Source organism: Bradyrhizobium sp. NAS80.1 (assembly GCF_001908205.1).
GTDB lineage: Bacteria > Pseudomonadota > Alphaproteobacteria > Rhizobiales > Xanthobacteraceae > Bradyrhizobium.
Genome location: NZ_LGHL01000078.1, coordinates 16,766 through 29,600 on the forward strand (window position 1 = coordinate 16,766; position 12,835 = coordinate 29,600).

Annotated in this window: 15 protein-coding genes; 4 read left to right on the top strand and 11 right to left on the bottom strand. The window is 63.9% G+C overall.

The genetic code is table 11. From position 1 onward, the window contains the following. Window positions 1-128: 128 nt before the first annotated feature. Both AC629_RS19040 and AC629_RS46910 read left to right on the top strand, forming a co-directional pair. Window positions 129-476 (top strand): DUF3307 domain-containing protein, encoded by a 348-nt coding sequence (locus AC629_RS19040; RefSeq protein ID WP_084806600.1) that lies wholly within the window; start codon window positions 129-131, stop codon window positions 474-476. Between the two features lie 334 nt (window positions 477-810). Beyond that, window positions 811-1,209, top strand: coding sequence for a hypothetical protein (locus AC629_RS46910; RefSeq protein ID WP_084806563.1), 399 nt, complete (start codon window positions 811-813; stop codon window positions 1,207-1,209). On the opposite strand, the gene AC629_RS19050 is transcribed toward AC629_RS46910, so the two are convergent. Both AC629_RS19050 and AC629_RS19055 read right to left on the bottom strand, forming a co-directional pair. Then, window positions 1,206-1,529, bottom strand: coding sequence for a YkgJ family cysteine cluster protein (locus AC629_RS19050; RefSeq protein WP_084806564.1), 324 nt, complete (start codon window positions 1,527-1,529; stop codon window positions 1,206-1,208). The genes AC629_RS46910 and AC629_RS19050 overlap by 4 nt on opposite strands. A gap of 5 nt (window positions 1,530-1,534) precedes the next feature. Next, window positions 1,535-2,233 carry a helix-turn-helix transcriptional regulator gene (locus tag AC629_RS19055; protein ID WP_084806565.1) on the bottom strand — a complete coding sequence of 233 codons (699 nt, stop codon included), beginning with the start codon at window positions 2,231-2,233 and terminating at the stop codon, window positions 1,535-1,537. Window positions 2,234-2,345: 112 nt separating this feature from the next. Here AC629_RS19055 and AC629_RS19060 point away from each other — a divergent pair, with 112 nt between their 5' ends. Then, complete coding sequence (locus AC629_RS19060; protein WP_084806566.1) at window positions 2,346-2,621, top strand: hypothetical protein; 276 nt, start codon at window positions 2,346-2,348, stop codon at window positions 2,619-2,621. Between the two features lie 37 nt (window positions 2,622-2,658). Next, window positions 2,659-3,387, top strand: coding sequence for a glutathione S-transferase family protein (locus tag AC629_RS19065; protein ID WP_084806567.1), 729 nt, complete (start codon window positions 2,659-2,661; stop codon window positions 3,385-3,387). A gap of 349 nt (window positions 3,388-3,736) precedes the next feature. Here the strand turns inward: AC629_RS19065 and AC629_RS19070 are convergent, their stop codons facing one another. The 9 genes from AC629_RS19070 to AC629_RS19110 all read right to left on the bottom strand — a co-directional run bounded on the left by AC629_RS19070 (window position 3,737) and on the right by AC629_RS19110 (window position 12,549). Next, the gene (locus AC629_RS19070; RefSeq protein ID WP_084806568.1) at window positions 3,737-4,888 is read right to left on the bottom strand and encodes an ABC transporter substrate-binding protein; all 1,152 of its coding nucleotides are present in this window, start codon (window positions 4,886-4,888) and stop codon (window positions 3,737-3,739) included. A gap of 77 nt (window positions 4,889-4,965) precedes the next feature. Beyond that, window positions 4,966-5,385, bottom strand: a complete 420-nt coding sequence (locus AC629_RS19075; RefSeq protein ID WP_084806569.1) for an acyl-CoA thioesterase — start codon at window positions 5,383-5,385, stop codon at window positions 4,966-4,968. A 25-nt stretch (window positions 5,386-5,410) separates the two neighbouring features. Continuing rightward, window positions 5,411-6,172 (bottom strand): SDR family NAD(P)-dependent oxidoreductase, encoded by a 762-nt coding sequence (locus AC629_RS19080; protein WP_084806570.1) that lies wholly within the window; start codon window positions 6,170-6,172, stop codon window positions 5,411-5,413. A gap of 215 nt (window positions 6,173-6,387) precedes the next feature. Then, the gene (locus tag AC629_RS19085) at window positions 6,388-8,271 is read right to left on the bottom strand and encodes a feruloyl-CoA synthase (protein ID WP_084806571.1); all 1,884 of its coding nucleotides are present in this window, start codon (window positions 8,269-8,271) and stop codon (window positions 6,388-6,390) included. Then, the gene (locus AC629_RS19090; RefSeq protein WP_084806572.1) at window positions 8,268-9,077 is read right to left on the bottom strand and encodes a crotonase/enoyl-CoA hydratase family protein; all 810 of its coding nucleotides are present in this window, start codon (window positions 9,075-9,077) and stop codon (window positions 8,268-8,270) included. Before AC629_RS19090 ends, AC629_RS19085 begins: the two co-directional genes overlap by 4 nt. Before the next feature lie 159 nt (window positions 9,078-9,236). After that, the gene (locus AC629_RS19095) at window positions 9,237-9,917 is read right to left on the bottom strand and encodes a DUF2270 domain-containing protein (RefSeq protein ID WP_143199254.1); all 681 of its coding nucleotides are present in this window, start codon (window positions 9,915-9,917) and stop codon (window positions 9,237-9,239) included. Window positions 9,918-10,043: 126 nt separating this feature from the next. Beyond that, window positions 10,044-10,502: a DUF3237 domain-containing protein gene (locus AC629_RS19100; protein WP_084806573.1), complete on the bottom strand. Its 459-nt coding sequence runs from the start codon at window positions 10,500-10,502 to the stop codon at window positions 10,044-10,046. 215 nt (window positions 10,503-10,717) lie between these two features. Further along, entirely contained in the window at window positions 10,718-12,037 is a 1,320-nt protein-coding gene (locus tag AC629_RS19105) for a TRAP transporter large permease (RefSeq protein WP_084806574.1), read from the bottom strand. 2 nt (window positions 12,038-12,039) lie between these two features. After that, on the bottom strand, window positions 12,040-12,549 hold the full coding sequence (locus AC629_RS19110; protein ID WP_084806575.1) for a TRAP transporter small permease: 510 nt from the start codon (window positions 12,547-12,549) through the stop codon (window positions 12,040-12,042). Window positions 12,550-12,835: the final 286 nt, after the last annotated feature.

Here is a 12,835-nt window from a genome sequence, read left to right on the forward strand (position 1 = left end):
GCGATCTGACCGGTCCAAGAAGAAGTTGCGCTGGACGCTCCAATTCTTCTTGTCACCTCAATGAGGCGTCAGCTTTGTCGTTTCCACCCATGTCATCGGCGGTTCCGGTTGAAGCGCTCATTGGCTGGATGTTGCTGCTCACCTTCAAGCACATCATCGCCGATTTCGTCCTGCAAACCGCCTGGATGGCGCATGGCAAGGACCAGAAGCACGGCTGGGCATTGCCGCTCCTGGTGCATTGCCTGATTCACCTTGCGGTTGCGCTGCCGCTGATCCTGATTGTCGCGCCCCGATTCTGGTTCGTGGCGCTGATCGATTTCGCGATCCACATCACGATCGACCGGGCCAAGGGGTTCGTCTCGGCCAATCTGGGCGTCAACCAGGAGCACCCCTGGTTCTGGACCCTGATCGGCGTCGACCAGGCGCTCCACCACCTGACCGGCTTTGGTCTTTCCATCTTCATGGCGGCCAACTGAGGCTGGCTGCGTCTGGCCAAGGGCTATCGATCGGCATTCTCAAGAGGTCGTCATGCCCGGGCATAGCCGTCTGAAGGACGGCGTCGCTTCGCTCGCCTATGTCCCGGGCATCCACGTTCTTCGTGCGGCGTGGCCAGACGTGGATGGCCAGGACAAGGCATGACACCAGAGGTACTAGTGCCCCGAACTATCGAGTCAGATGCGCTTGCCGATGCTCCTTCGGCCGACTGATTCGCGGCCAGAGCGCAAGAACCCCGGGTGACTACCGGGCAGCGTGGTTAACCTATCATTAGAGAATTGCGCTGCATCTTCCCCACCACGAGGGAGAACTGCAATGTTTTCAAGCCGCGACGCTTTTGAAAGCGATTTCTGCCCGGTCCGCGACGAACTCCTTGGCGAGATGTATCGCGCCAATGAAAGCGGTCTGCCGAGGCTGGTTGAGAGTGTTTCCCCTGACGTCCGCGCCAGGCTGGCGCTGTTCTGCTATCGCCGCAGCCATCTGCACTCGCTGGCGGTCGCGATCGCAGGCAGCTGCAGCGAGCGCGACCTGATCGAGAATGGCGGCCGTGTCGGCTCGACGCTCTACGCGCTGTCGCGCGAAAGCTCGACCAAATCGTCGCCATCGCTGTCGGGGGGCCGCAAGCCGATCACGCTGTCGACCAAGCCGCTCTCGGTGCTTGCACCACTCGACGACGAGATCGACGACGAGATCAGCGAAGCCGTTCCGGCTTAAGTCAGCTCGATCATCGGCAGACCGAACTTCCGCCGCGCCATCGCGCATTCGGCGTCGCCCGGCATGCAGGTGCGGCACACGTCCGGTCGCACCGCATAGATGCCGCAGGCCGTCGCCTTGCCGATCTCGCCCTGCAATGCCGAGCAGCGATTGCCCTCGCAACGCATGCCGGATTGCCGCGCGTTGACGAGCTTTTCCGGAATAGCTGCAAGCTCCTCGTCGCTCTCGATCGAGAAGCGCGGCCAGTTCTCCGAATAGCCGCAGCACGCGCCGCAACTCTGGCAACAGCTCGACAGATCGATGGGGGAAGTCTCTTCCATCGTGCTCACGTGTCCTTTGGCGGGCCCCAGACCAGGCTCTGCCGCCATTTCGCGCGCAGCACGTCGCGCCGCTCCGGATATCGCTCGTCGAGATAAGTTGCGTCTACCACGCGGTCGGTGCGGAAGCTGCGGAAGTCGCTGCGCAGCTCGCACCAGGCCGCGAGCAGGCGGACCGCTTCGAGATAACCGACCGAAATCGGCCAGATCATACGCTCGCTGGGGCGGCCCTGCTCGTCACGATAGCGCAGCAGGATCTTCTTGCCTTCGTGGATCTGCGTGCGCGTTCGCACCATGTCCAGGCGGTCAGGCTCCCTGTTCCAGCTCGGCCGTGCCCGGCTCGCAGGCTCAAGCACGAAGGGGCGCAGGCGTTCGGGCACGGTGTCGGCGATCTTGGCCATCAAATCCTCGGCCGCGCGCGCCAGCGCGGAATCGGCATGGCCCGCGACCCATTGCGCGCCCAGCACTGCCGCCTCGATCTCGTCGGGTGTCAGCATGAGCGGCGGGAGGTCAAAACCCTTCTCCAGGATGTAGCCCATGCCCGCTTCGCCGCGGATCGGCACGCGCTGGCCCATCAGCGTTGCGATGTCGCGATAGATCGTGCGCTTCGAGGTCTCGAGTTCGGCCGCGATCGCATCCGCCGTCAGCGGCTTCCGCGTGCGCCTCAACACCTGGATGATCTGAAACAGCCGGTCGGCGCGTCTCATGACAATTCTCTCATCGGGGGCGGATCAGCAAACGGCGCGTGGATGCTGACACGATGTTGGCAGCAGGGGAGTTCTATACCGGGACAACACATCGACTGAAGAGGATTTGTCCATGATCATCCCAACCCATTTCGGTCCGGTTGGTCCGTTGTGGCGCGCACAGGCCACGTTGCACGCTTCGCTGTATTCCAGGGCCTTCAGTCGCCTCATGTTTTTCGATCTCACCGTCGTCGACCTCCGCGTTGCGCTCGCGACCATGGTGACACGTTCGCTAATCCAGGCTGCGGACGCGCTGGTCCGCCATTTCATGGGCCGCGCCTGGCGGGGGGCCCGTTTCGCAGAAGATATCACGGCTGCTGCCACCATGGTGGCAGCAGCCGGTCACTAGGTTCCGTCAACTCTTTCGGAGGTCCAGGAGAGCTCGCATGATCACGCTTTACGGCTTTGGCACCGGCTTCGGCCTGCCGGAAATCAGCCCCTTCGTCACCAAGACAGAGGTGCAGCTCAAGATGGCGGGATTGCCCCACCGCAAGGAGCGCGCGATGCCGCCGGCTTCGCCCAAGGGGCAGTTGCCTTTCATCGACGATAGCGGCGAGGCGGTCGCCGATTCGACCTTCATCCGCGCCCATATCGAGCACCGTTACGGATTCGATTTCGACGCCGGCCTGTCGCTGACCGAGCGCGCGCAGGCCTGGGCGTTTGAGCGCATGATCGAACATCACGTCTACTGGGCGCTGGTCGGCGCGCGCTGGGTCGATCCGGTCAATTTCGCCAAGGGGCCTGCGCATTTCTTCGATGGCGCGCCGGAGCACAACCGCGAGAAGCTGCGCGAGGATGCGCAGTTCCGTGTCGCCGAGAACTATCTGCTCTCCGGCCTCGGCCGCCACGCGCCCGACGACGATGTCGACCTCGCGGTGCGTTCGCTGTTCGCGCTCTCGGTGCAGCTCGGTGACAAGGCTTATCTGATGGGCAGCAAGCCTTGCGGTGTCGATGCCACCGCCTTCGGCGCGCTCGCCGGAATCCTTACGCCGTTCTTCGAATCCGCCCTGCGCCAGCGCGCGGAGGGATTTCCGAACCTCACCGCCTATGTGGACCGCATGATGGACACATACTATCCGGAATTCGCCTGGACCCCGCTGCGGCAGGCGGCGTGAGGCCTGATAATGAGACTCTACTAGCGCTACGACGGCGGTGCGTTCCCTCCCCCCTTGTGGGGGAGGGCTAGGGAGAGGGGTAGCCCAGGAAAAGGTGCCGGTTGTTGATGATGCACCGAGGTCGGGTGCGTGACGGAAAGAATCCCCGTGTGGGCCCCCCCTCCCTGCCCCTCCCCCACAAGGGGGGAGGGAACGAGAGAGCGCTGCTGTTGTCCGAACTCGACGCGTCTTCAACCCATCATACTTTAGGCACGCGGCGTGTCGGCACGGTCGCGGCTCGCTACCGACTGCAAAAACAAAGAGCCGGCCCCTTGGACCGGCTCTCGTCGTCTCACGACTGTCGCGGCTCTTACTTCGCGAGCGTGTACTTGCCGTCCTTCACCGTGAGCAGGATACGCGAGCGGTCGTCGAGGCCGAAGCGGTCCTTTTCGGTGAAATTGTAGACGCCCTGGCTCGCCGCAATTTCCCTTTCCGACAGCAGCGCCTGGCGGATCGCTTCGCGGAACTCCGGCGTACCGGGCTTGGCCGTCTTCAGCGCGGTCGGGATGACGCGCTTGAGGACCTCGAAGGCATCGTAGGAGTGGCCGGCGAACTGGCTGCGGCTGTTCGGGCCGTACTTGGCTTCATAGGCCGTGTTGAGCGCGAGGCCCGGCTTCTTGGTCGCGGCTTCGTCCGGCTGATCCTCCGGGTCCATCACCGGACCCGAGGCCATCAGCACGCCTTCGGCGGCCTTACCCGCGATGCGGATGAAGTCCATGCTGGCCGCGCCGTGGGTCTGGTAGATCAGGCCCTTGTAGCCGCGCTCGCGCAGCTCAGTCTGCGGCAGTGCCGCGGCCGTGCCGGAGGCGCCGATCAGGATCGCGTCGGGATTGGCGGCAATGAGCTTCAGCACCTGGCCGGTCACCGACGTATCAGGGCGGGCAAACCGCTCCTCATCGACCATGGTCATGCCCATCGGCAGGCCCTGGGCCTTGAAGTCGTTGAACCAAAGATCGCCGTAGGAGTCGGAATAGCCGATATAGCCAACCGTCTTCACGCCCTTCGACTTCATGTGCTCGTAGAGCACCTTGCCCATGATCGGTATAGGCTGCGGCATCGACACCGACCACCTGGCGCGCTCCGGCGTGATCGGGAACGGCGCAAGGCCGAAATGCGGAATGCCGGCTTCGTTCGCCACGTTGGAGATCGCGATCGACGGCGGGGTCGTCGAGGACCCCATGATGATGTCGGCCTTGGATTCGGTGACGAAGCGACGCGCGTTGGTGGTCGCGGTGGTCGGATCACCGCCATCGTCGAGCACGATTACCTTCAGCGGCACGCCGCCGATCTCCTTCGGCACGAATTCCAGCGCGTTGCGCTCGGGAATGCCGAGGGCCGCGGCGGGACCCGTGGTGGTTACGCTGATGCCAATGGTAACGTCTGCGGTCTGTGCCAGCGCGGGCAGGGCCGGCAGCGCCAGCGCGGCCGCGGTGATGGCGGCGGTCAGGTAAAAGCGTTTCATCTATTCCTCCCTTTACGCGTTCTTTGAAAGCAGAAATCGAGGGGTAATTCAGCCCCCTCTTTTGGTGATGCGGCGATTTAGCTCCCGATGAACTTCGCTACCATTTCCGAAGGAAACGGTGCCGATTTCAGCTTGTCGGGGTTAACGGGATCGCGGCCGACCAGGACCCGGGTCTCAAAACCCTCGATCGCCAGCGCCTCGCCCTTGTAGACGTTGTGCTTCACCTCGAAACTCGAGCGCTTGATGCTCTCGATTTTCGTTTCGATGGTGATCCAGTCGCCATAGGTCGAGGGGATGTAGAACTTGGCCCGCGTGTCGACCATGGGGATCCCAACCAGGCCGTATTTGCGGACCAGGTCCTGCTTGGAGAACCCGGCGACCTCGAACAGGGTCGACGTCGAATCGTCGAACATCGCGAAATAACGCGGGTAGTAGACGATGTTGGCGGGGTCGCAATCACCCCACTGGATCTGGACGTCGCGCCGGTTCACGAACATGTGCTGGCCTTGCTTGCGTTGCGCCTTACTTCGGCGCCATGCGCAGCGAGCCGTCGAGCCGCACCACCTCGCCGTTCAGGTAGGAATTCTCGACCATGTGCAGCGCGAGCGCGGCGAACTCGTCGGCGTTGCCGAGCCGGCGCGGGAAGGGGATCGCGGCGGCGAGCGAGTCCTGGGCTTCCTGCGGCAGGTTCGCCAGCAGCGGCGTGAGGAACAGGCCGGGCGCGATCGTCAGCACGCGGACGCCGAACTGCGCCAGTTCGCGCGCGATCGGCAGCGTCATGCCGACGATGCCGCCCTTGGAGGCCGAATAGGCCGACTGGCCGATCTGGCCGTCATAGGCGGCAACGGAGGCCGTGTTGATGATGACGCCGCGCTCGCCGGTCGCCTGCGGCTCGAGCTTGGACATCTCGGTGGCGGCGAGGCGCAGCATGTTGAAGGTGCCGATCAGATTGACCTTGATCACCTTGTCGAAATCGGCGAGCGCCATCGGGCCATCGCGGCCGACCACGCGCTTTGCAACGCCGATGCCGGCGCAGTTGACCAGCACGCGCGCCGGGCCATGGGCCTTGGTCGCCTGCGCGATCGCGGCTTCAGCCGAGGCGGCGTCGGAGACATCGCAAACCACGGCGACGCCCTTGATCTCGGCGGCGACGGTCTCGGCAAGTTTTGCGTTGAGGTCGCAGACCGCGACCTTTGCGCCCTGCGCCGCCAGCTTCCGCGCGGTCGCCGCGCCCAGTCCCGATGCGCCACCGGTCACGATGGCTGCCTGATCCTTCAACAACATGACCTTCTCCTTTGGCGGAATTCTAGACGAGATGAACTCCCTCGCCCCGCTTGCGGGGAGAGGGTTGGGGTGAGGGGGGCTCTCCACGAGGGAGGTGAGAGCTGGACTCGTAGAGACTCCCCCTCACTCGAATTTGCGCGTTCCGCAAATTCGACCTCTCCCCGCAAGCGGGGCGAGGTGAAGGAAGCGCCGACCGGTTCATTCCAACTCTCATGTTAGCCAACCGATATCACACGGTCCGATGGATTGGCAGCATACAGCTCCTCGATCAATGCCGTGCGATGCTCGAGCACCGCGCGCTGGTTGATCGAGCCCTTGTCGGTGACTTCGCCCTTGTCGATTGAGAGCGGCGCGTCCATCAGGATCGCGCGCGTGATCCGCGTCGAGGAGCCGGTGGCCGAGCCGAGGAAGCGGGTCAGGCGCTCGCGAAAAGCCTCGCGCACCAGCCGGTCGCGCGCGGTGACGGTGAGATCGTCGGCCGGCAGTGTCGGGTTGATCAGCCGGCAGCCGTCGAGATCGAGCAGCACGAGCGCGGAGATTTCGTCGCGGTTGATGCCGGCGATGACGACGTCGCGCACCAGCGGCGCGCAGGCCGCGACAAAACGCGCACGCAAGGGGCCGACGCTGACCCAGGTGCCGCTTGCGAGCTTGAAGTCCTCGCTGACACGACCGTCGAAATCGAAGCCGGCGTTGAAATCATCGGGGTCGGACGGCTTGAGCGCATCGCCCATCTTGTAGAATCCTTCCTCGTCGAAGGATTTCGCGGTGATGTCGGGCTGGCGCCAGTAGCCGGGCATCACGTTCGGGCCCTTGGCGCGCACTTCCAGCTTGCCGTTGTTCGGCACCAGTTTTGCGTCATTGCCCGAGACCGGCAAGCCGACATGGCCGGAGCGGCTGGTGCGCGGATTGACCGACATGAAGAACGGCGCGGTCTCGGTGGCCCCTAAGCCCGTCAGCATCGGCACGCGATAGCCTTTTTCCTTCACCGCGAGCTCGTCGAGGCTGTTCCAGACGAAGGGCGAGAGCGCCGCGCCGGAAAAGAACATCGCGTGCAGCCGGTCGAAGAACTTTGCGCGCAGGCCCTGGTCGTCGCGCAAGTATGGCAGCAGCGACTCGTAGCCCTTGGGCACGTTGAAATAGACCGTCGGCGAAATCTCCTGGAGATTGCGCACGGTCTCCTCGATGCCGCCGGGCATCGGCTTGCCGGCGTCGAGATACATCGAGCCGCCATTGTAGAGCGTCAGCCCGATATTGTGGTTGCCACCAAACGTGTGATTCCAGGGCAGCCAGTCGATGATGACGGGCGGCTCGTCCTTGAGGAAGGCGAGCGTCTCGCGCAGCATCACCTGGTTGGCGCAAATCATGCGCTGGGTGTTGATGACGGCCTTGGGATTGCCGGTCGAGCCCGAGGTCAGCAGGAACTTCGCGATCGTGTCGGAGCCAATTTTTTCGTGCACCGCGTCGAGATCGTCGCGGACCGGCGTTGCCATGAGGTCGGCGAGCAGCGTGACGTTGCGGCCCGGCACGCTGCCATAGGAGGCGGCGATCTCGGTGCCGGGCGAGACATTGGCGGCGAGTGCGTCGGCGAACTTGTCGGCATCCTCGGCGAAGACGAGACCGGGCGTCAGCAGCTTCATCAGATAGGAGAGCTTGCCGTAGTCCTTCGACACCAGCGAATAGGCGGGCGACACCGGGCAGAACGGAATGCCGGCATAGAACGCGCCGAAGGCCAGCAGCGCATGGTCGATCGAATTGCCGGAGAGAATGACAACGGGCCGTTCCGTCGAGAGGCCGCGCTGGATCAGGCTTGAGGCGATGTGCCGGCTCGCGGTGAGCAGCTCGGCGTAAGTGATCTTGCGCCAGCCGCGGCCGCCTTCGCGCTCCGCCATGAAGACGCGGTCCGGCGTCGTCTTGGCCCAGTGATGCAGGCGATCGGTGATACGGACGGGATAATCGCCAAGCGGCTGCTTCGGCCGCAGGTAGATCGTGCCGTCGTCACGCCGCTCGATAGCGATGGCGGGATCGCCGAATGAGATCGGCCGCAGCGGACAAGTGCTCGCGCCGCGCTCTGTGCTGGAAGAGGACGGCTGCGCGCTCATGACTTCGGCTTTACCTTGGCGGTCTTGTGCTCGAGGAATTCGCGAATCCTGCGCTTCGCCTCCTTGTCGCTCTGCGCGACGGTCGCCATCAGCGATTCCATCAACAGACCGGTCTGCGGATTGGCCTCCGCGATCATCGGCAGCGCCTGGAGCACGGCGAAATTCGTCAGCGGCGCATTGGCAGCGATCTTGGTCGCAAGCTCGAGCGCCTTAGGTAAGCCGTTGCCAGCCTCCGTCACATATTGCGCAAAGCCGTAGGAGGCGCCTTCAGTCGCGGGATAGACGCGGCCGGTCAGCATCATGTCCATCATGCGCGCTACGCCGATCAGCCGCGGCAGCCGCACCGAGCCGCCGCCGCCGACGAAGATGCCGCGTTGCCCTTCGGGGAGCGCGAAATAGGTCGAGGGCTCTGCGACGCGGATATGGGCAGCACAGGCAAGCTCGAGCCCACCACCGATCACGGCGCCCTTGAGCGCCGCGATCACGGGCACGCGACTGTACTGGATGCGGTCGAACACGCGGTGCCACATCTGCGAATGCAAAAGGCCGCCGGTCGCGTCATGGTCCTGGAGCTCGGAGAGATCGAGACCGGAGGAGAAATGGTCACCGATGCCGTGGATGACGACCGCGCCGACATCCTCGGGCAGTGACGCAAAACATTCGCCGATTTCCAGGATGATGCCGTCGTTGAGCGCATTGCGCTTGGCCGGCCGGTTAAGACCCACGGTCAGAACCCGGTCCGCCCTCTCGATCCTCAATAGCCCGGAGGCGCCCGCGGCACCGGTCTCGGCGTTTCCCTGTGTCATTTCCGTCCTTATCAGAATAGTTATGTTGTATAACGAATTCTGAGGGAGTCAATAAGGGGACGAGTTCTCCGCGCGTCGAGGGGGTTGGGCGAAACTCGTCCAGGATCCCGCCCAAGAGGGCAAGAGCCGCGCCTGCGCTGCTGCGGCAGTTCCCTGTCGCTAGCCCATCGCCACTCCGGCGCCCCTTGCCCCGCGCTCGCGCTGGTCGAGCCACAGCGTGCCGAGCGCGAACGCCACCCAGCCGAAATCGTAGGCAAACCCCATGATTAGAACGAACCAGCCGGGAAGCGGTCCGACGGCCGCGCGATCGACAAATTCGGCCAAGCTGGCTGCGGGCGTCGGATGGATTGCAATCTTGCCGTAATAGGCGACCGCCTGGATGATGAGAATCCCGGCGTAGTTACGACGCAGCCGCCGTCCTGCGGCGCGGACGAATGAAATGTGATGGCGGGGCGCGGTGTAGTCGCGCGCGAGAATTGCCTGCCAGCTGTCGTCGTGCGCCTCGCCCGTGAACATCGGCGCATAGAAATTCTTCTCCAGCCAACGGGCTCGGGCGCGCCAGACGTTGAAATAGCGATAGCGCCGCGCCTCCATCGCAAGGAACACGGCGATCAGCAGTCCGACGAGGACGAGCGGCAAGGGCGACGCCTCTGGGCTCGAAAAGGTCGTCGACAGCGCGATGCCCATCGTGACGATCGACCAATTGGTCGTGTTGTCGAGCCGCGTTCGCCAGATCGTCGAGCGATAGACCTCACCCCGGTAGAGGTGGGCGATGGCGCCCATTTCGGAAGGATCAAAGTTGCGATGCGGGCTTGAGCCGCTGGAAGCCATAAGGGACATGGTGGCACTCCCGTGATCTGCACAGTCTTGCGCGCGCATATCCTGAACCAGCTCAGCCCCGGGGCAAAGGCCCCGCGCGGCTTTTGCAGGAGGGGATTGATACGGTCCAGCCAGGAGGCAGGAGCCTTACATCACCTGATGTACATCCACCACCACGCGGTCCGCGTGCCGCGCGGCCGAGGCGACAAAGATATGCTGCATCAACCAACGGTACTCCTCGTGGCCCGTCTCGAATTTCGGCGCGGTGCGGAAGTAGATCAGTTTCGGGTCGACAGGCTCGCCGCGCTTGAGCTTTTGCAGCAGCTCGACCGGGCCGAAGCGCATGCCCTTGTTCTCGACATAGACGGTGGCGCCGTCCTCGGTCTCGAAGGCGTACTTCGCCTCGAGGTCGATCAGCTCGTTGGGGCGGATGGTCTGGAAGTCGGCGCCGAACGGCAGCACCTTGCCGCTGATCGCGCCCTTCACCTCGCCGCCGATGATCGGAATGATGCGGCGGACGCCCATGCCGGTCTCGCCGACGGTAACGACATCGCCGATCTTCGCGGTGATGGTGAAGACGTATTTGGTTTCGAGGGTGGGGGTCATGGGTCACCTCTAACGTGGGACGCGGTTTCTTCGCCTCTCCCCGCCTGCGGGGAGAGGCCGAAATTCAAGCGCAGCTTGAATTTCGGGTGAGGGGGAGTCTCCGCGAGTCCAACTGTCACCGTCCCCGCGGAGGCTCCCCCTCACCCCAACCCTCTCCCCGCAAGCGGGGCGAGGGGGCTCACCGCCATTGCGGCGAATAGCGCGCGCTCACAACATCAATTCGCCATCATGCGCGTCGGCAACCATGTCGCCAGCAGCGGGAAGGCGATCAGGATCACCAGACGCACCAGGTCTGTCGCAACGAACGGGATCACGCCCTTGAAGATGGTGGAGAAGGAGACGTCCTTCACCACACTCTTGATGACAAAGACGTTCATGCCGACCGGCGGATGGATCAGGCCGAGTTCGACCGTCATGACGATGATGACGCCGAACCAGATCGGGTCGAAGCCGAGATGGGTAATGACCGGGAAGATGATCGGTACGGTGAGGATGATCATCGCCATGGCGTCCATCAGGCAGCCGAGCACGAGATACATCACCATGATCAGCGCCAGCACGCCGTAGGGACCGAGGCCGAGCCCGGTCAGGAATTCGGTCACCTTCTGCGGCGTCTGCGTCACCGTGAGGAAATAGCCGAAGATCAAGGCGCCGATCAGCACGGTGAACACGGCGGCTGCCGTACGCGTTGCCTGGAGCAGCGAGGCCAGCACCTTCTCGCGGTCGAGCCGCCCCGTGACGATGCCAATGATGAAGGCGCCCGCAGCGCCGACGCCGCCGGCTTCCGTCGGCGTGAAGCGCGGCAGGAACGGCAGGCCGTAGAGGCCGCCGATGACGAACACGAACAGCAGCACCGGCGCCCAGATATCCTTCAGGCCGGCAAAGCGCTCGCGCCATGGCAGCACCTTGCCCTTGGGCAGGAAGTCGGGGCGGAAATAGCCGATCAGGCCGATCGTGATCATGTACATCGTCATCGCCAGGAGGCCCGGGATGATGCCGGCGATGAAGAGTTTTCCGATGTCCTGCTCGGTGATGATGCCGTAGACCGCGAGCACGGTGGAGGGCGGCAGCATCGCGCCCAACGTGCCGCCGGCGGCGATCACGCCGGTGGCGAAGGACTGCGGATAGCCGAAGCGGCGCATCTCTGGGTAAGCGACGGCGGAGAAGGTCGCGGCGGTCGCCACCGACGAGCCGCAGATTGCGGCAAAGCCGCCGCAGGCGCCGACGGTCGCGATGCCGAGCCCGCCGCGCAAATGCCCGACAAAACCGTTGGCGGCCCGGAACAGCTCGCGGCTCATGCCGGAATTGCTGACGAAGGAGCCCATCAGCAGGAACATTGGGATGACGCCGAAGGTGTAGTCAGTGACCGTGCGCATCGAGGTCTGGCCGACCAGCTTCAGCGCCGGCGTCGCGCCGACGATATAGGAGAAGCCGGATACGCCGACGAGGCCCATGGCCATGCCGACGGGCACGCGCAGCAGCATGAGGGCAAACAGGGAAACGAAGCCGATAACGGCGACGGCATCGGTGCTCATGATTACTCCGTCGCCTTCAGCTTGGGGTCGTGCATGTCTTCAGGGTGGAAGATCAGCCGGTAAGTGCGGATCGCGATCAGCAGCACGGCGGAGACGTCGCCGATCCAGGCGATCGCGAAGAACGGCCAGGTCGGCATGTGCATGTCGAAGGTCTGGACGTTGTCATTGTAGGTCCCGCGTACCTTGTCGAACAGCGTCCAGGTCTGCACCGTGACGACGAACAGCAGCACCAGCGTTGCGAATATGTCGATCCAGCGCTGGTAGCGCGGCCCGACATTGCCCCAGACCAGGTCGACCGTGATGTGGGTGCCGCGATAGGAGGTTGCCGCGATGCCCCAGAAAATGAGGATGCCGAGCAGCATGCGGCCGATGTCGAAACTGTCGGGGATCGAATAGTTCAGCGTATTGCGCAGCAGCACCGACAGAAAAATGTCGAGTGCTACGATGCCGACGAAGCCGGCTGCGATCCATTCGATCGTGTCGATGATGCGATCCATCCAGGAGCGCTTCATGGGAATTTCCTGCCTGATGTCATTCGCGCTCTCGACTCCAGAAGCGGTTCTTTGCCTCTCCCCGCGTGCGGGGAGAGGCCGGAATTCGCGCGCAGCGCGGATTCCGGGTGAGGGGGACTCTCCGCGCGTCGAACTGCCACCGCCCTTGCGGAGACTCCCCCTCACCCCAACCCTCTCCCCGCAGGCGGGGAGAGGGAGAGGAAGCGTCGTGCGCACTTCACATCTCGGCCCGCTTGCAGAACAACGGCGGCGAGATGCTTCCCGCCGCCGTGTTTCCTTCAACGCG